The organism is Mycobacterium adipatum, assembly GCF_001644575.1.
GTDB lineage: Bacteria > Actinomycetota > Actinomycetes > Mycobacteriales > Mycobacteriaceae > Mycobacterium > Mycobacterium adipatum.
This window is the reverse complement of record NZ_CP015596.1, coordinates 1,251,039-1,268,230: the sequence shown is the minus strand read 5'-3', so window position 1 is coordinate 1,268,230 and position 17,192 is coordinate 1,251,039. Positions and strand designations below refer to the sequence as shown.

15 protein-coding genes and 1 pseudogene are annotated in these 17,192 nt (G+C 63.8%); 6 read left to right on the top strand and 10 right to left on the bottom strand.

The genetic code is table 11. The annotated features are described in order from the left end of the window. Nucleotides 1-34: 34 nt before the first annotated feature. A complete protein-coding gene (locus A7U43_RS05865) occupies nt 35-1,084 on the bottom strand; it encodes an LLM class flavin-dependent oxidoreductase (protein ID WP_067992205.1) in 1,050 nt (349 codons plus the stop codon). A 181-nt stretch (nt 1,085-1,265) separates the two neighbouring features. Further along, on the bottom strand, nt 1,266-1,580 hold the full coding sequence (locus A7U43_RS05860) for a PaaI family thioesterase (RefSeq protein ID WP_043985053.1): 315 nt from the start codon (nt 1,578-1,580) through the stop codon (nt 1,266-1,268). 36 nt (nt 1,581-1,616) lie between these two features. Here A7U43_RS05860 and A7U43_RS30030 point away from each other — a divergent pair, with 36 nt between their 5' ends. After that, entirely contained in the window at nt 1,617-1,850 is a 234-nt protein-coding gene (locus tag A7U43_RS30030) for a hypothetical protein (RefSeq protein ID WP_162291742.1), read from the top strand. 224 nt (nt 1,851-2,074) lie between these two features. On the opposite strand, the gene A7U43_RS05850 is transcribed toward A7U43_RS30030, so the two are convergent. From A7U43_RS05850 to A7U43_RS05815, 8 genes are all read right to left on the bottom strand, one after another. Further along, nucleotides 2,075-2,743, bottom strand: coding sequence for a transglutaminase-like domain-containing protein (locus A7U43_RS05850; RefSeq protein WP_043985051.1), 669 nt, complete (start codon nt 2,741-2,743; stop codon nt 2,075-2,077). Continuing rightward, nucleotides 2,740-3,840 carry a BtrH N-terminal domain-containing protein gene (locus tag A7U43_RS05845; protein ID WP_067992202.1) on the bottom strand — a complete coding sequence of 367 codons (1,101 nt, stop codon included), beginning with the start codon at nt 3,838-3,840 and terminating at the stop codon, nt 2,740-2,742. Before A7U43_RS05845 ends, A7U43_RS05850 begins: the two co-directional genes overlap by 4 nt. A 270-nt stretch (nt 3,841-4,110) precedes the next feature. Next, nucleotides 4,111-5,217: an NDMA-dependent alcohol dehydrogenase gene (locus A7U43_RS05840; RefSeq protein WP_067992199.1), complete on the bottom strand. Its 1,107-nt coding sequence runs from the start codon at nt 5,215-5,217 to the stop codon at nt 4,111-4,113. 45 nt (nt 5,218-5,262) lie between these two features. Next, a complete protein-coding gene (locus A7U43_RS05835) occupies nt 5,263-6,891 on the bottom strand; it encodes a fatty acid--CoA ligase (protein ID WP_068001990.1) in 1,629 nt (542 codons plus the stop codon). Between the two features lie 36 nt (nt 6,892-6,927). After that, the gene (locus tag A7U43_RS05830) at nt 6,928-7,338 is read right to left on the bottom strand and encodes an SCP2 sterol-binding domain-containing protein (protein WP_067992196.1); all 411 of its coding nucleotides are present in this window, start codon (nt 7,336-7,338) and stop codon (nt 6,928-6,930) included. A gap of 265 nt (nt 7,339-7,603) precedes the next feature. Further along, on the bottom strand, nt 7,604-8,806 hold the full coding sequence (locus A7U43_RS05825) for an NAD(P)/FAD-dependent oxidoreductase (protein ID WP_067992193.1): 1,203 nt from the start codon (nt 8,804-8,806) through the stop codon (nt 7,604-7,606). Continuing rightward, a complete protein-coding gene (locus A7U43_RS05820; protein ID WP_011895434.1) occupies nt 8,803-10,194 on the bottom strand; it encodes a cytochrome P450 in 1,392 nt (463 codons plus the stop codon). The genes A7U43_RS05825 and A7U43_RS05820 overlap by 4 nt, the downstream gene beginning before the upstream one ends. A 22-nt stretch (nt 10,195-10,216) precedes the next feature. After that, nucleotides 10,217-10,537 carry a 2Fe-2S iron-sulfur cluster-binding protein gene (locus tag A7U43_RS05815; RefSeq protein ID WP_011895435.1) on the bottom strand — a complete coding sequence of 107 codons (321 nt, stop codon included), beginning with the start codon at nt 10,535-10,537 and terminating at the stop codon, nt 10,217-10,219. A gap of 122 nt (nt 10,538-10,659) precedes the next feature. Between A7U43_RS05815 and A7U43_RS05810 the strand changes: the two are divergent. From A7U43_RS05810 to A7U43_RS05790, 5 genes and pseudogenes are all read left to right on the top strand, one after another. Then, nucleotides 10,660-11,672, top strand: a pseudogene (locus A7U43_RS05810) (helix-turn-helix domain-containing protein). Nucleotides 11,673-11,893: 221 nt separating this feature from the next. Beyond that, nucleotides 11,894-13,402, top strand: a complete 1,509-nt coding sequence (locus tag A7U43_RS05805; RefSeq protein ID WP_067992190.1) for a carboxylesterase/lipase family protein — start codon at nt 11,894-11,896, stop codon at nt 13,400-13,402. A gap of 386 nt (nt 13,403-13,788) precedes the next feature. After that, nucleotides 13,789-14,556, top strand: a complete 768-nt coding sequence (locus A7U43_RS05800; RefSeq protein ID WP_011895438.1) for an enoyl-CoA hydratase/isomerase family protein — start codon at nt 13,789-13,791, stop codon at nt 14,554-14,556. A 2-nt stretch (nt 14,557-14,558) separates the two neighbouring features. After that, nucleotides 14,559-15,371 carry a TIGR03084 family metal-binding protein gene (locus tag A7U43_RS05795; RefSeq protein WP_011895439.1) on the top strand — a complete coding sequence of 271 codons (813 nt, stop codon included), beginning with the start codon at nt 14,559-14,561 and terminating at the stop codon, nt 15,369-15,371. Nucleotides 15,372-15,436: 65 nt separating this feature from the next. Then, nucleotides 15,437-17,104 carry an acyclic terpene utilization AtuA family protein gene (locus A7U43_RS05790; protein ID WP_418287682.1) on the top strand — a complete coding sequence of 556 codons (1,668 nt, stop codon included), beginning with the start codon at nt 15,437-15,439 and terminating at the stop codon, nt 17,102-17,104. Nucleotides 17,105-17,192: the final 88 nt, after the last annotated feature.

The following is a 17,192-nucleotide window of genomic DNA, read 5'->3' as shown; positions in this document are numbered from 1 at the left end:
CGGGGACGGGTCAACTTCGGCGGCAATGCGTGGATCAGATTGAACGTGGACCGGACTGCCCTGGCGACATCGAGGCGGGCGAGCATTCCCGAATGATGCTGTCGAGGTTTTGCTGCACGCGCTCGGGAGCGATGCCAACCGATGGTGAATACAGCATGATGTGGTCGAGGACGCCGTCGTAGCGTCTCAGCTGTTCACGGACCTCGTGTGCCGTCCCCGCGACGCCCATGGTGTCGATCATCTCCTCGGACACCGCGGCGAACATCGCCGGGAAATCGCGCTGGGCGAATGCTTCCCGGATGGTTCGGCCTTCGCTGGCGAAGCCGTTCACATCAAGTACCGTCTCGTAGGATTTGACCGAGGAGTAGAACGCAATCTGCTGCGCCAGTTCGCGCCTGGCGACCTCGGCGTCGTCGTGGATGGCGCACATCACCATGGAAATGATTTCCACGTCATTGGGGTCGCGGCCGGTTTGCGCGGCACCCCTGGCGATAGCGGGCCGGACGATCTCCTCGACGTAGGTGGTGGTGAACAGGGGATGTCCGGCCAGCCCGTCGGCCACCCGCCCGGCCGCCTCGCACATCCGAGGCCGGACACCGGCGGTGACGATCGGGATCGGCCGGCTGGAGGGTCCCACGTCGCCGGTCGGCGTGAGATTCATTCTGTAAAAACGACCCTCGTGATGGATCGGGCCTTCATGCAGGTTCCATATCCGGCGCAGCAGCATCACGAGTTCTTCCATCCGCAGCGCGGGCGCGGAGGTGTCGGGCACGCCGTGCCAGTCGCTCATCATCCGCTTGGTGCCGTTGCCGATGCCCAGCACCAGCCGTCCGTTGGAGAGTTCGTCGAGATCACGCGCCTCGGTGGCCAGCACCAGGGGGCTTCGGCCGACGCCGTAGAGAATGGAGGAACCGATCCGGCAGTTCTGTGTGCAGTTGGCCATCGCGGCCATGGAGATCGAACCCGACCGGGAGTAGAACTCCGAGGCCCATACGGCGTCGAACCCGGCCGCATCGGCGGCGTGTGCGGTCTGGGCCAGTGACTTCAAATCCGCGCCGAGAACCGACAGGCCGTAGGTGCTCATGACCGGTCTCCTGTGCGCGGGCGCGGGCCGTCGAATACGACGGCGCTGACCCGTGGCCGCCGTCTGGTGGAGGTGATCCTCGGCGACCAGGTACATGAGTGCGTTGATGATGTTTGCGTCGAGCGGGGTAAGAGACGTGGAACGCGCGCGGCCAGCCGTGCGCCACCTCCAAGGCTGGTGCTCAGCATCTTCCCTCCCTGGGTGACCGCACAATGCAGGGTGTCGAAGTCGCCTTCTGTATGGAACTAGTGAAGTGCGCCATCGTGACGACGACGAATAACCCTGAGGCGGACGCGACTAGCTGACCGGTAGTCTCCTCGCGCAATTCTGTCCGGACTTCGAGTTTCCGGCCGGTCTTGGACACCAGCTCCGCGCTGACCTCGTAGGGGACCCCCAGCAACACCGGCGCGTAGAACTCGGTATCGAACCTGCGGGTGACGGCCATCTCACCGACGACGTACAGCAACATGCCCACCATGTCGTCGAGTACGGTCATGACTGCGCCGCCATGTGCGATACCGGGTGCGCCGCGATGTCTGCCGTCGAAGATATGCCTGGCACCCACCCCGTCGCCATGCCGACGCGCTCGCAGGCGATGACCGTGCGGATTGTCTGTGCCGCAACCAAGGCACCACGGGTGGTGCGCATCAAGGTAGTCGCCGTCGGCGGCGACAGCACGATCCTGAAAGCTATGCCACCATGCGATGGCCGAATCTTCTTCCGCTTGCTCTTCGATGACGAAACCCTCCTAAATAGACCCTCGTAGCGCGTGGTTCACCACACGACTGAAGAATTGCGCCGGCGTCGACTGGGCTGATCGCCGGTAGATATGTATGTAGGACTCGTTAGCCCGCCGAGATCATCGCTGCGACACACCTTCCGATTAGGACACTGTCGGCTATCTGGTCCTGCCCGTAATCCCTTGGACTGCAGTGTATTCATAGCCGGCCAGATCGCGTCACAATGAACTGGCACACAGTCCGCAGCGCCTCACAACTCCTGGGAGAAGGCGTCACGCTGGGCTCCAGCGCCAGCCATGAGCGGGCCGTACCGGTGATGCAACTCTGTAACGATGTCGGTGAAGGGGAGATCGTGGTACCAACCGCGGTCGTTGAGGTACTCCATGTGTTGGCTTCCCCCACCGTCGTAGGCATGGAGGAGCGCATCGGTGTGGCCGTCGAAGTCGATCGGAGGTACACCGAATCGCGCGCAGAGCTCGGCATTGAACGCCGGAGTGGCCTTCACCCAGCGGTTGTTGAGTTGTAATTCGCTATATCCGTGGTAGACGAACACGTCGGTACCTCCCATCCGGGCACGCAATGTGGTGGTCTGCAGATGGTTGCGCACGTCCGCGAATCCGAGCCGGGCCGGAATGCCCGCCGCACGAGCTGCCGCGGTCAGCAGCACCGCCTTCGGTATGCAATACGCCCTCGACGCTGTCGCTACATAGCTCGCCCGATAATGCTCGGGATCGTCGTCGGTGCTATAGGGATCGTACCAAATCCTGTCCCGCACAGCGGTGAAGATCAACCTCGCCTTCTGCACAGGGTCACGAACGTCACCGACCGCGTCCTCGGTGAAGCGCTGTACATCGTCGTGCTGCCAATCGAGGAACCCAGTTGTCTCCAGGAAACTCGATTCGTTTGAAGTGTCGCTCACAGATAGCCTTTCAGATAAGCCTCGAGGCCGGTATCGACAGTGCCAACGGATCGACTGGCCGTTTCGAGGGCTTCGACGAGGCGTGTTTCGGAGTCCGGGATCGTCGCGGCGATTTTGGCCGCAGCGAGACTACGACTCCGTAGCGATGTGCCGGCATCGGTGGCTGCGGCCGCAAGCTCAGACCACGCTTGGGAAGCGTGTCGGGCCGCGGCCGCCGCTTCGGCTGCGGCGGCGTCCCCGAGGAGATCGGCGATATTCTGGCAACCTTGTGCTTGCAGCATACGAAAGAGCCCGCCACCGGTTCCGGCTTTCTCGATGAACGCCCCGAGCCCGAACAATGCCGCGGTCAGGGCGTCGTCATCAAACACCGTTGGCCAATGCCGTACGTCATCGGCGAACTCCTGCACACCCTTCAAACCGGAGGCCTCGACTTCAGCTGCCTCGATGCGCAGTAGCGGCGCACCTACGGCACCGCCGCGCATGAAAGCTGCGCTCGCGGCTAATGCAGTGGCGGCAATCGGCCCAAGGTCGGGCACTCGCTCCGGCCAGTCGACGTGATATGTGGTGTGCCGGGTCGGTGTAGGGAACCCTACCGAGGACCGCGCCCGGCGCAGGTCGTCATAAGCCACCGTTTGGGTGGTCTCGCGGTCATTATCGACCACATAGGCAACCCCTTGTTCGTCATCATATCCGGTGATGACGATGTCGTGACGGCTCATGTGCAATCGGACGCGCAGGTAAGGAAGTTCGCCGATGTCAGCCCAGACCATGACGGGTCGGCCCTTGTCGACTTCGTCGGTAACAAATGACCATCCCACGTCTGCGTCATCGGTCGATCGCACTACGCAGTTTGCACCAACTCGGGAGAGGTAGTCTTTTTCCAGGTCGCTTCCTCGTCCTACCAGGTAGATCTGGGGAAACAATTGCGTAGAGCGGACGTACGAGAAGTCCAAGGCTCCGCCGAGGGTGAAGACCAATCCTTCACTGAGTGTTTCTGTCCCCCATCCTAGTTGTGCCCATTCAGTAAGGTCACGCAGCGCACCGGAACCACAGTGCCCTCCTCTCCTGTGGGGATAGGGAATTTCAATCCTCGCCATCGCCGCTTCCTCTCTTGTCCAATAGCACTGTTAAGACTCATCGAAAGCTACGTTCCATCAAGGCGTCGCGGCTGGCGGTAGGTGCCAGAACTGGTCGACCGCAGCCAATCTCACCCGCGCAGCTCGACCGCCTATGACTATGGGAAACATTGCTTTCGATCGCTATCCGCATCAAAGCGTCAACGGTGAGAGCCCCTGACCCGCAGCATCGCCATCGTTGTACTGAGCTCGCTTGGTGCCGTTTTGCGCTTCCCTGCTTTCGGTGCTCTGTCAGAATCGGATGAGTCCTCGGATGTTGCGGCCTGACCGCATGTCGTCGTAGCCCTCATTGATCTCATCGAGGGTGTACTCACGGGTGATCAGCTCGTCGAGTTTGAGTTGTCCGGAGTTGTAGAGTTCGACGAGCCGCGGGATGTCGTGGGCGGCGTTGGACGAGCCGTAGAGGGCACCGCGGATCTGCTTTTCATACAGCGTTAATTCCAGCAGCGAGCCCGACATCGACGTGTCTTCGGGGTGTCCGATCGCGGTAATGACCACACGGCCGCGTTTACCGACCAGTGATAGCGCCTCAGCGGTGTAGGCCCCTTCGGCGACGTCGGTGGTCAAGACGCAGACGTCGGCGAGTTTGCCACGGGTGATGTCGCTGATCAGTGACCAGGCCTCATCGATGGTGGCAACGGCATGCGTCGCGCCGAAACCGCCAGCTTGTTCGCGCTTGAACTCCACTGGGTCGACAGCCACGATGGTCAACGCGCCAGCGATGCGGGCGCCTTGGATCGCATTCATGCCGATGCCGCCGGCGCCGATCACGACCACGGTATCCCCGGCGCGCACGTCACCGGTGCGTACCGCCGAGCCGTAACCGGTCGTGACACCGCAACCGATCAAGGCCGCCTTGTCCAACGGTGTCCCGTGGTCAACCTTGACCAAGGAGGCCTTCGGCACCACGGTGTATTCCGAGAACGTGCCCAGCAAGCACATCTGGCCGACATCCTCGCCGCGGGCATGGAAGCGGTAGGTGCCGTCGATCTGGGGTCCCATCATGATCGCCGCACCCATGTCGCACAGGTTTCCCATCCCGCGCGCGCAGTAAGAGCAGTGCCCGCAAGACGGCAGGAACGTCAGGATGACCGAATCGCCCTCGGCCAGGTCCTCGACACCTGCACCCACCTCGACCACGGTGCCGGCGCCTTCATGACCACCGACGACGGGCAGCGGAAACGGCAGATCACCGGTCACCAGGTGTTCGTCTGAATGGCACAACCCGCTGGCGGTCAACCGGACCAGCACTTCATCCGCACCGGGCGGATCCAGCTCGATCTCATCAACCTCCCACTTCTCTCCCAAGCCCCAGAGCACGGCAGCGCGTGTTTTCATGTGTGTCCTCTCCTCAACGTCGGTGCTTCCGTAGCAGTGGATGGTTCACGCCAGCGTCTCGACGGCGAGCTCACCGTCGGCATGCTGGCGGCGCAGCTTCTTCTTGTCGAACTTGCCAGTAGACGTCAACGGAACGTCGGCGACGAACGCCCACCGTTCCGGTAGCCACCACTTGGCCACCCGTGCACGCAGGAACTCAGTCAACTCCGCAGCGGTGGCGGTGCAGTCAGCGGCCAGGACCACCACTGCCAGCGGCCGTTCCTGCCACTTGTCGTCGGGCACTCCAATCACCGTGGCGGTGCGTACTGCAGGGTGAGCGGCCAACTCGTTCTCCAATTCCACCGAGGAGATCCACTCCCCTCCAGACTTGATCACGTCTTTGGCGCGGTCGGTGAGAGTGATGAACGCATCGGCGCTGATGGTCCCGACATCCCCGGTGCATAACCAACCGTCCGGCGACACCGCCGGACTGTCATGCTCGTAATAGGACTGAGTGATCCACGGGCCGCGGATCTGAATCTCCCCCACCGACAGTCCGTCCCAAGGTTGTTCTGCACCGCTGTCATCAACGATGCGCGCCTGCACACCGGCCACTACCCTGCCTTGGGTTCCCCGCAGGTAAAGGGACCTCTCCGGGGTGTCGGTGTTCCGCGGCAGAGCGACCGCAGCCAGCGGGGAGGTCTCAGTCATCCCCCAGGCCTGCACGATTCGGATGCCCAGTTCGTCATAGGCAGTCATCAACGACCTCGGAACCGCCGAACCACCGCACGCCACCATCTCCAGCGAACTCACGTCGTGGCCGGGATTGTCGCGCAGGTAGTGCAAGACATCGGTCCAGATCGTCGGCACAGCGCCCGCCATCGTGGGCCGGGCCGCCTCGATCATCTCCACCAATGGCCCCGCCTGCAGGAAACGGTCAGGCAGCAGAAGCTGCGCCCCCGCCATCATCGCCGCATACGGCAACCCCCAGGCATTAGCGTGGAACATCGGAACGATCGCCAACACCGTGTCGTCATGACCGATGCCCAAGGCGTTCGAGGTGCACGCCGATTGAGAGTGCAACCACGTCGAACGGTGGCTGTAGACAACGCCTTTCGGGTGCCCGGTAGTACCGCTCGTGTAGCACATCGCTGCGGCCGACTGCTCGTCGACGTCGGGCCAGTCGAACGTGCTCGGCTGGGCTGCCACCACATCGTCGTAGCGAAGGACGTCCTTTCCGCAGCCCTGCACTGCGGTAAGATCACCCGTGCCGGTCACCAGCACCGTGCGCACCGAGGTCATCGACGGCAACGCCGCCGCCAACAGGTTCAGCACCGTACCGTCGACGATGATCACCTGATCTTCGGCATGATTGGCGATCCACGTCAGCTGTTCAGGTGGCAGCCGCAGATTCAACGTATGTAGCACCGCACCCATCGACGGCACCGCCGCGTAACAGTCCAGGTGCTCCTGGTTGCTCCACTGCAGCGTCGCGACACGCTCGTCTCCACAAATGCCTATCTCGCGCAACGCATTCGCCAACCGCGCCGCACGCTGCCCCAACTCATGATACGACACCCCAGAGATCTGTTGGGGTCCGCGTGCGGTCAACACCTCGCGATCGCCATGGACTGCCGCAGCATGGGCCACGATCGCGGGCACCGTCAACGCAACGTCCTGCATCGTGCTCCTCATCGAGAGCCCGCCCGACAACCCTTGATGAGGCGACGGTCACGCATCGATGAGGTCCTGCCGATCCTGACTCTGCAGCATCAACCGGTACTCGGGGAACAGATTCTTGGCCTGCGGAATCAACTTGATCAACTTCGGCACCGGGCCCTTTGCGCGCACCGTCCCCTTGGCCATCGCCATCGTCAGGTTCACCTTGCCCAGCCAGAACTTGTTTCCAGTGTCCGCCGACATGAACAACTCCACGTTGGGCACCGCGGTACTGGCCGCTCCGGTCTCCACCACCTTCTTCGGCATGTCCACCGTTACCACCGCGTCCGGATCGGTGTAGTGCACCCGTAACACCACACCCGAATTTGCGAGCTTGTCCGCCAGTCCCTCCTTCTCCAAGCCCCGTTGAAAGATCCCACCCAAGAAGGCATAGACCTCGTCCTCGTCCTTGAATACCGCCACCGTCAATCTCCACCAATCTCGTTGTCAGAACAGAACAGTCGCGAGCATCGACTCAAGACGATGCTCCCCCCGCAAAAATCGTCACGCCTGTTGGCGACCTCCACTAGCTTCTGATGCGCTGCGGTAACACCGCCGAGGTGCCCGGCGGCATCCGCTAGCCAGTCCCCGCGGCCAGCGGAGTTGGATGGCGGTTCTCGCTGACGTTCGTCTCCGACACACGCGTCGCAATCGCAGTCGCCGTCCCATCGCCCATGCAGCCATGACCTCAGACCGAGCCGGCGAGCATGAGTTCGGCCCGTTCGACGGGGACCTGCTGCGTAATGACCCGCTTGCTGAACATGAAGTCGCGGGGGCGATTGATGCAGTCGGCGGCGATGAGCTCGCCGGCACGCAGGTAGAAGCAGGTGAAGTCGCGGTCGCGGGTCGGGTCGCCGCTGAGGACCACCTCGTCGTACCCGGTGTTGAGACCCGCGATCTGGAGCTTGAGGTCGTATTGATCTGACCAAAACCAAGGCAGCGCTGATATCTTCTTGGACTTCCCGCACAAAGTCGCCGCCGCGACTTTGGCCTGCTCGGCCGCACTGGGCACGGACTCCAGACGTATACGGCGGCCGTAACGAGCCATGTCGTGGCTGACGCAGTCCCCGGCGGCCATGATGGCGGAGTCGCTGGTCTGGGCTTGGTCGTCGATCACGACGCCGTTGTCGACGACCAAGCCCGCGGCAGCGGCGAGCTCGGTGTTCGGCTCAACGCCGATGCCGACAATGACGAGGTCGGCGGAAATCGATTCGCCACCGGCCAGGACTACTTCGCCGACTTTGCCGTCGCCAGACAGAGCCTCGACCCGCGCGCCCGTCTGGATGTTGACGCCCGCCTCCCGGTGGATCCGGTCGAAGAACGCCGATACCTCCGGGGCGGTCACCCGTTCGAGGACGCGCTCCGTCGCCTCGAGCACGGTGACCTCTAGACCCAACGCACGCAAGGAGGCAGCCGTCTCCAATCCGATGTAACCGCCGCCGATGATCACGGCTCGACGCCCCGGTCTGGTGGCGTCTCGGATCATCTCGACGTCCGCCGCGGTGCGTAGGTAGAAGACTCCGGCCAGGTCGGCGCCTGGGGTGGAGAGCCGACGGGGGCGCGCGCCCGTGCACAGCGCGAGCCTGTCGTAGGGCAGCACCTCGCCGGTGCTCAGCGAGAGGTGACCCGCTGCGCGATCGATTGCCTCCACCGTCGCATCCAGAACTTCGATTCGCAGCTTTGTGTAAAACTCGGCGCTGCGGATCGCGAGCTTGTCGACTGTGCAGTTCCCGGCCAGATATGCCTTCGACAGCGGAGGGCGTTGGTAGGGCGCTGCCGATTCATTGCCGACGAGGACGATCTCGCCGTCCCATCCTTCTTGACGAAGGCTGGCCGCCAGTTGGGCGCCCGCGTGGCTGGCGCCCACGATGACCGCTCGATGCAAAGTCATGCGCCGGCTTTCGGGGTGAGGCGGACCATCAGCTTGCTGATTCCCCTGACGAAGTTGGATTGCACGTATTCGGGCTCACCAATGACCTCGATCTTCTCGAAACGAGGAAGCAGCTCCTCCCACAGGATCCGCAACTGCATCTCGGCCAACCGGTTGCCCATACAGCGGTGGACGCCGAACCCGAAAGAGATGTGGTTGCGGGCGTTGTCCCGGTCGATGATGAAGTCGTCGGGCCGATCGAATACGCGCTCATCGCGGTTTCCCGATGCGTACCACATCACGACCTTGTCACCCTTGCGAATGAACTGACCATTCAGCATGGTGTCGGCCTTGGCGATCCGGCGCATGTAGGCGAGTGGCGTCTGCCATCGGATAATCTCGGAGTTCATGTTGGGGATCAGGTCGGGATTTGCTTTCAGCTTCTCGAACTGGTCCGGGTAGCGGTTCAACGCGAGAACGCCGCCGCTCATCGAGTTCCGGGTCGTGTCGTTGCCTCCGACGATCAGCAGCAGAAGGTTGCCCAAGAACTCCATCGGCCGGTCGATCAGGTCTTTGGTGCTTTCATTGCTCTGCAGCATGGTGATCAGATCGAACCCAGGCTCTTCTCCGGCACCGGTCCGGGCCGCCTTGTCGTGCCAGTGCCGGCTGAGATCTCGGGCCATGGCGCGCATGCCGACGAACGTCTCGTCAAGGTCCGAGGGACCGCCGTTGGTTTGCTCCATCGAGGTTGCCAGATCCGACCACTCGACAAGCTTGCGACGCTGCTCGTACGGAAAGTCCAGCAGGGTCGCAAGCATTCGAGCGGTCAGCTCGATCGAGACGTCGTGAACCCAGTCGAACGGCTGATCCACGGGGAGGTTATCCAGCACCTCCCTTACGCGCGAGCGAATCAGACCCTCCATTTCCCGTAGGTTCTTGGGTGCGACCACCCCTTGGACAGCCGCCCGCTGCAGGTCGTGGCGTGGTGGATCCATCGCGATGAACATCTTGATATCCAGGAAGCGGGGCGGCACCCCGATGACGATCAATGGCTCAGCGGAGAAGACCTCATGATTCTTGTCGACGGCCACGATGTCGGCATGCCGGGTGACGGACCAAAACGGGCCGAAGGCACTGTGCCGCTGATAATGGACCGGAGCTTCGTTACGCAGGCGCTCGTAGTATGACTGCCAGCGCCCCTGGCGATAGAGAAAAGGATTGCTGAGATCGATGTCGGCGAGTTCGACCTCCTCGGCCGGCGGAATAGGACGCTCTACAAAGAGTTTCTTCCCGTTCGTACCGGTCACCCAACGCCGAGTTTTGTCGTAGGCGTGTGCACCTTGAATCTGCAGGTCGATCGGGATGGTCGCCTGAACTTTCTCGGCGACCTTTTCAGAGATTTTTACCATGTTTGACCACTTCCCTTCGTCGTCACATCTGGAACTCCGGCAGATGGACGATCAAGCCGTCCCATGCCTCGGAGGCCGTCATCTGGCAGGACAGCCGAGAGGTCGGCTGACGCTCGGGGTTCATCGCGAGCATCTCCTCTTCGCCGACGCCGGAGGAGCCGACCTGATCGGACCACTGCGGATCGACGACGACGTGGCAGGTACCGCACGCCGCTTCGCCTCCGCAGTCGCCGTCGATGCCAGGCACTGCATTGTTGGTCGCGACCTGCATGAGTGACTGGCCTTCATCGAGAGGCACCTGGTGCTTGTCGCCGTCGTGGGAGACAAAAGTGACAACGGCCATTACCGACTCCTCTTAAGTTGCCCTGAATGTGAATACTTGTTAACAGGATTGTCCAATCCGAGCGCTTCCGCTATGTTTGCGCGGATCAGGAACTTGTGGATTGGGCTCAGGGGGCACGATCGGTGAAGTTCAGCAACGCCGGTGTGCCTCCGGTCGCGTTCGTGCAAATGCTGGAGAGCCAGGCACTCGACCCGGACGCCGTCGCGCGGCTTCGCACCATCATGGCGCGCGAGGGAACCGACGAGGCGACGCTGATGCAGCACGATGTCCAGGCGCCACTGCGGTGGTTTCGCGATCTGTACCCCGATCTAGACGTCGACCGGGCAACCCTGCTCGGCTTCTCGTTTGCAGGACAGGCACAGTTGACATCTTTCGGCCCGTTGAGCGTCCCGCTGGTCAGCGCAGGCTCGGTAGCCGAGATCGTCGAGCTGCTCACCTATCTACCGTTGATCACCACGGCGATCAATGCACAATTCCGTCCAAACGACCAAGGTCTCACCGTCGGGCTCTGGGGCACACAGGCGATCGGGCCCTGGACTGCTTAGCAGTCACATATACCGGCTCGGCGTTGTTACGACTGCTGGACATGCTCGTCAGTGACGCGCTGACCGTCACGCTCCACTTGAGTTGGTCAGCGCCGGTCTCCCTGAACAAACTCGCGGCAGAGATGGTACTAGCCGGGCGCCTGTTCTTTGACGCACCGATGTCCTACCTTCATGTTCCCGTCAACGCGCTCAATGAAGTGTGCCGGTTCTCCGATCCCCTTGCGTATCGACTCGCCGTCGCCGAGCTGAGGCGGACCCTCGACGAGCAGAGCGGAGCCACGTCCTTCTCCAAGAAGGTGAGACGGTTGTTGGACGAGGATCCCGGACAGCGAAGTTGCCAGCGGGTCGCAGACGAACTCTCGGTATCCACCAGCACACTCAAACGCCGGCTCGCCGAAGAGGGCACCACGTTTCGCGAGTTGCGCCAGTCGTGTCTGCGGGAGAGCGCGATGATGCTGTTAATCACCCGATCAATGTCGGCAAGCCAGATCGCGACCGAGCTCGGATACGGCGATCTTGCTAACTTCTCACACGCCTTCAAGCGATGGACCGGCCGCTCTCCGAGCGAGTACCGACGCTCACAACGCTGAGGATGTCCCCGCACGCCCGGAGATAGCCGGTCATGGGTAGCTTCTTCTTCTGAAAAGAAGTAACCGGTGCTTAAGAATCAGCCACGACGTCACCGAACGGCCGTGGAGGCCGCTGACCGAAGTCGAGTGAGTCATCAGTAGCAGGCCAAACCGTGCCCGACACGGCGACTGAACGGCAGAGCCGGGCGCTGGTGTGAATAGTCATTCGCTATTGTCGATACATGCCAGCGAAGACAGTCCGCACCGAACTCACCTCGGGCGCCATCGAAGGATTCACGCGGGACGGCGTCAATCGCTGGCGTTCCATTCCCTACGCCAAGCCACCAGTCGGCGCGCTGCGGTTCAAGGCTCCCCAGCCGGTCGAAGCGTGGGACGGCGTCCGACCCTGCCACCGATTCCGCTACTGCGCTCCACAGCCCCGCCGATACACCATCGTCGGTCCGGGCAAGTTCCAGCCCATGAGCGAGGACTGCCTCACCCTCAATGTCGTTGCACCCGACGGCGGCTCGGACCGACCTCTGCCCGTGATGTTCTTCATTCACGGCGGGGCGTACTTCCTGGGCAGTTCCGCGACACCGATCTATGATGGCGCGTCGCTTGCCCGCAGCGGTTGCGTGTACGTATCGGCAAACTACCGCCTCGGCGCGCTAGGGGCTGTCGACCTGTCGTCGCTGTCCACCGCAGACATCCATATTGACGACAACCTCTACTTGCGTGACCTCGTGTCGGCGCTCAGGTGGGTACGCGAGAACATCGCGGCATTCGGCGGCGATCCCGATAACGTGACGATCTTCGGAGAGAGCGCGGGCGCGCACGCCGTTACCACTTTGCTGGCCGTGCCAGCGGCGAAAGGGCTTTTCGCACAGGCTATCTCACAAAGTCCGGCCGGCGCGCTATCCCGCTCCCAGGAGCTGGCCGCGGAGTTCGCCGCCAAGTTCGCATCCATTCTCTGCGCCGACGAGCGGGAGCCCGCCCGCCTCCTGTTGGCGGCGCGTCCGGCTCAACTGGTGAATGCATTCGATCGCTTGCTCACCACGAGTGCATCGGACCTTGCTGGCGGTTACCCGGTGGGATGCACATTCGGAACCGACTATCTACCGTCCGAGCCCATTCAAGCGATGCGCGACGGCAAGGCGTACCGTGTGCCGCTGATCGTCGGTACGAACGCCGACGAGGGCCGGTTGTTCACTCGCTTCCTCAAACTCCTCCCGACGAACGAAGCCAAGATCGAAGCGTTACTAGCGGGAGCGGAACCCACCTGTCGCGAGCGAATTACTGCTGCCTATCCCGAATATCCGGCCCCCGATGCCTGTATCCGACTGGGGGCCGACTTCACATTCGGATCGACACTGTGGCAGCTCGCGGATTCCCACAGTCGGCACGCCCCCACATATCTGTACCGCTATGACTTCGCCCCGCGAACTCTGCAATGGGCCGGGCTGGGTGCCACCCATGCGACGGAGCTTCTTGCGGTGTTCGACGCCTACCGCACGCCGCTCGGTCGGCTACTCAGCGCCGGAGCCGATCGCCGCTCGGCCCTACGCGTGAGCGACGACATGCAAGGGCGCTGGGATGCTTTCGCACGCACCGGAGTTCCAGGAGACGGCTGGCCGCGCTACACCAGCGACGCCCGTCCGGTCCTCGTCTTCGATCGCGCTTCGCGAGTGGACAACGACCCCCACGCCGACCGCCGGAAAGCATGGGAAGGTTTTCAAGTCCTCGGACGCTGACGAGCGGTTCCCCGCGGCGACGCATGCGTTCACAGCATTTGGCACCGATTGTTTCTGGGAGCCAAGGGTGAAACGGTGGCAAGGAGCACCTCCGGCGTGCCAATCCCAAAAGGCCGAAGAGGGCCACATTCTTGCCGAGGACTTGACGTACGAATGCAACCCCGTGTTGCGGCCTTGGGATCCGATCTCGTCAATCGCTCGAACCGAATGCGGCCGACGAGGTGGCGAACCCAACATTTACGGAGCTGGCCACGCCGGTCGGGTTGCGCCGCCGGACGCAACGCGTTCGCTCACCAACTGGTCCTCGCGACATTCTGCCGGGTAACGTACTGCGAGTGAACGAGCCCTCACATCGGGAGGGCGGGTGCCGATCAGGACGGGGATTGATGAGCGAGGAAGCGATCACCTACGAGGTCGTCGACGGGGTGGCCTGGTTGACGATCAATCGCCCCGAGGCACGGAACGCGCTCAACGGGGCGGTCCGGCAGGGACTGTTCCACAGCGTTCACCGCTTCAACGCCGACGACTCCGCCAAGGTTCTGGTGCTGACCGGGGCAGGCGATAAGGCGTTCTGCGCCGGAGGGGACCTTAAAGAGATGGCGGAGACGGCGCTCACGGTTCCGCCGCCAGACTTCGCGCCGCAATTCGGGCGCAACATCCAGGTCGCCAAGCCGACCATCGCCGCGGTGAACGGCGTCGCCTTCGCCGGCGGATTCCTACTGGCCCAGCAGTGCGACCTCGTCATCGCAGCCGAGCACGCCAGGTTCGCGGTCAGCGAGGTCAAGGTAGGCCGCGGCTCGCCATGGGCTGTCCCGCTGTCGTGGCTGCTGCCGCCGCGGATTGCGCTGCAGATTTTGATGACCGGCGACCCGATCACTGCCGAGCGCGCCCGCGAGGTAGGCATGGTGAACGAGGTCGTGCCCGCAGCGGAGCTGCGGGTACGAGTTCAGGAGATCGCCCTGCGGATCGCTTCCAACGCACCGCTGTCCGTACTCGCGGCAAAAAAGACCGTATACCTCTCCGCAGCGCACCACCTGACGGAGGCCTACGCCCACGCCGACCAGATATGGGAGCCGGTGTACCTCAGCGCCGACGCGCTAGAGGGTCCCGCCGCGTTCCGCGAGAAGCGCACACCGGTTTGGAAGGGACGTTAGACGTGGCCGTGCCGATGGAGTCCTTGATCACCGACATCGGGGCGGAAACGGCCGAGCTGTGGTCACTGATCGCCGAGCTGCCCGAGGGGCAAGCCGGGTGGGACGCGCCCACCCCCGCGGCAGGCTGGGCGGTCCGCGATCAGATCAGCCATCTTGCGTTCTTCGACGACGCCGCGGTGCGCTCAGCCACCGACCCCGAAGGGTTCACGGCCGAGGTGCTGCCCATGCTCGCCGACGGCCGGATCTCCCCGGACACCATCGCCGAGCGCTACCGGCCGATGCCGACAGCGGAGCTGCTGTCCTGGTTCGACGGCGCGCGCCGCGCCCTCGTCGCTGCCTTCGCAGCGATCGACCCCTCGATGCGGGTGCCGTGGTTCGGCCTCCCCATGAGCGCGGCTTCCTCGCTGACCGCGCGGATCATGGAGACCTGGGCGCACGGTCAGGACATCGCCGACGCGCTGGGAGTGACCCGTGTGCCCTCGGCCCGGTTGCGCCACGTCGCCCACATCGGCGTGGGAGCGCGGGCGTTCAGCTACATGGCCAACGGCCTGGAGGTGCCCGAGGAACCCGTCCGTGTCGAGCTCACCGCACCGGGGGGCACGCTGTGGACCTGGGGCCCCGACGGCGTGCCCAACCGGGTCACCGGCACTGCGCACGACTTCTGCCTGCTCGTCACCCAGCGCAGGCATCGCGACGACACCGCACTGCACGTCACCGGTCCGCTCGCCGACCAGTGGCTCTCCATCGCGCAGGCCTTCGCCGGACCTCCCGGTGGCGGGCGCACCGCAGGACAGTTCGACGGAGGTGTGTCGTGAGGGACCCGGTACGCATCGGAAATTGCTCGGGCTTCTACGGCGACCGGATCGCCGCGGCGCGGGAGATGGTCGAGGGCGGGACGGGCGAGCAGAGCATCGACGTGCTGTGCGGGGACTACCTCGCTGAACTGACGATGCTCATCCTGGCGAAGGCCCAGGCGAAGGATCCGGCGGGCGGTTACGCGCGCACGTTCCTGACCCAGATGGAGCAGGTGTTGGGCACCTGTTCCGACCGCGGTATCAAGATCGTGGCCAACGCCGGTGGGCTCAACCCGGCCGGGCTGGCCGTCAGATTGCGCGAGCTTGCGGACCGGCTCGGTATCACCGTCCGGATCGCCCACATCGAAGGTGACGACTTGCGCGGGAACCTCTCCGCGATCACCCCTGCGGTCGGTGAGGTCAAGCCGGTCTCGGCCAACGCCTACCTCGGGGGTTGGGGTATCGCCGAAGCGCTGGGTGCGGGCGCCGACGTCGTCGTCACCGGACGGGTGACAGACGCCTCGCTGGTCGTCGGCCCGGCCGCCTGGTGGCACGGGTGGGAGCGCACCGACTGGGACCGGCTCGCCGGTGCCGTCGTGGCCGGCCACGTCATCGAATGCGGACCACAGGCCACGGGCGGCAACTACGCCTTCCTCGACGAGATCACCGACCGTCGCTACCCGGGCTTCCCGATCGCGGAGGTGGCGGCCGACGGCTCGTCGGTGATCACCAAGCACGCCGACACCGGGGGGCTGGTGTCGGTCGGTACGGTCACCTCCCAGCTGCTCTACGAGATCGCCGAGCCGGCCTATCTGGGGCCCGACGTGGTGACTCACTTCGACACGATCTCGCTGGCCCAGCAGGCCGAGCACCGGGTGGCGATCACGGGTGTCACCGGCAGCCCGCCACCGGAGACGCTCAAGGTGGCGCTGAACGAGGTCGGGGGCTACCGGAACACCATGACGATGGTGCTCACCGGCTTGGACCTGGAGGCGAAAGCCGCGTTCGCGCAGCAGCAGCTGTTCGACATCCTCGGCGGCCGGGGATCCTTCGCCGAGGTCGACGTCCGGTTTCTGCGTTTCGACACACCGGACGCCCCCACCAACGACCAGGCGTGCGCGCACTTGCGGATCACGGTCAAGGACACCGACCCGCGCAAGGTCGGCCGGGCGTTCTCGAGCGCAATCATGGAGATCGCTCTGGCCGGGTATGCCGGCTTCCACACCACCACGCCACCCACGTCGGAGTCAGTGTTCGGCGTGTATCGCCCAGCGACCGTGCCCCGGTCGAGCGTGACGCAGGTCGTGGTGCTGCCCAACGGTGAGCGCCGGAGGATCGCCGATCCGCCGACCGGTAGCGTGCCGGCCGCGAAGGTCCGGGGCAGCGCGGCAGCCGCGCCGCCGACCGAGCCGACATGCCGCGCGCCGCTGGGCGCGGTTCTGGGCGCGCGGTCCGGCGACAAGGGCGGCAACGCCAATATTGGTCTCTGGGCCCGCGACGACGCCGGCTATGCCTGGGTGCGCGAGCACTTAACCGTCGAGCGACTGCGCGGGCTGCTCGGCCCGGAGGCTGCGCAGCTGCGCATAGAGCGATTCGAGCTGCCCAACCTGCGTGCGCTCAACGTTGTGGTGCACGGGCTGCTGGGGGAAGGCGTGGCATCCTCGACCCGGCCGGATGCCCAGGCGAAGGGCTTGTGCGAGTACCTGCGCTCCCGCATCGTGGACATACCGCAATCCCTTGTCGGCGCGACCTGACAAATCCCGAATTTGGAGTAGCCGGGCCACTCTGTCGACGTATCGCCAATCAAGTCGCCGTCCTCTGCCTGCTGCTTGACGTAGCCCC

Coding starts and splice junctions, on each gene's coding strand:
- A7U43_RS05865 (WP_067992205.1), bottom strand. CDS start 1,084: ATGAGCACCTACGGCCTGTCGGTTCTCGGCGCGGATTTGAAGTCACTG.
- A7U43_RS30030 (WP_162291742.1), top strand. CDS start 1,617: ATGTCTGCCGTCGAAGATATGCCTGGCACCCACCCCGTCGCCATGCCG.
- A7U43_RS05835 (WP_068001990.1), bottom strand. CDS start 6,891: ATGAGGAGCACGATGCAGGACGTTGCGTTGACGGTGCCCGCGATCGTG.
- A7U43_RS05790 (WP_418287682.1), top strand. CDS start 15,437: ATGGTCGAGGGCGGGACGGGCGAGCAGAGCATCGACGTGCTGTGCGGG.
- A7U43_RS05860 (WP_043985053.1), bottom strand. CDS start 1,580: ATGACCGTACTCGACGACATGGTGGGCATGTTGCTGTACGTCGTCGGT.
- A7U43_RS05840 (WP_067992199.1), bottom strand. CDS start 5,217: ATGAAAACACGCGCTGCCGTGCTCTGGGGCTTGGGAGAGAAGTGGGAG.
- A7U43_RS05845 (WP_067992202.1), bottom strand. CDS start 3,840: ATGGCGAGGATTGAAATTCCCTATCCCCACAGGAGAGGAGGGCACTGT.
- A7U43_RS05815 (WP_011895435.1), bottom strand. CDS start 10,537: ATGGCCGTTGTCACTTTTGTCTCCCACGACGGCGACAAGCACCAGGTG.
- A7U43_RS05800 (WP_011895438.1), top strand. CDS start 13,789: ATGAGCGAGGAAGCGATCACCTACGAGGTCGTCGACGGGGTGGCCTGG.
- A7U43_RS05825 (WP_067992193.1), bottom strand. CDS start 8,806: ATGACTTTGCATCGAGCGGTCATCGTGGGCGCCAGCCACGCGGGCGCC.
- A7U43_RS05805 (WP_067992190.1), top strand. CDS start 11,894: ATGCCAGCGAAGACAGTCCGCACCGAACTCACCTCGGGCGCCATCGAA.
- A7U43_RS05820 (WP_011895434.1), bottom strand. CDS start 10,194: ATGGTAAAAATCTCTGAAAAGGTCGCCGAGAAAGTTCAGGCGACCATC.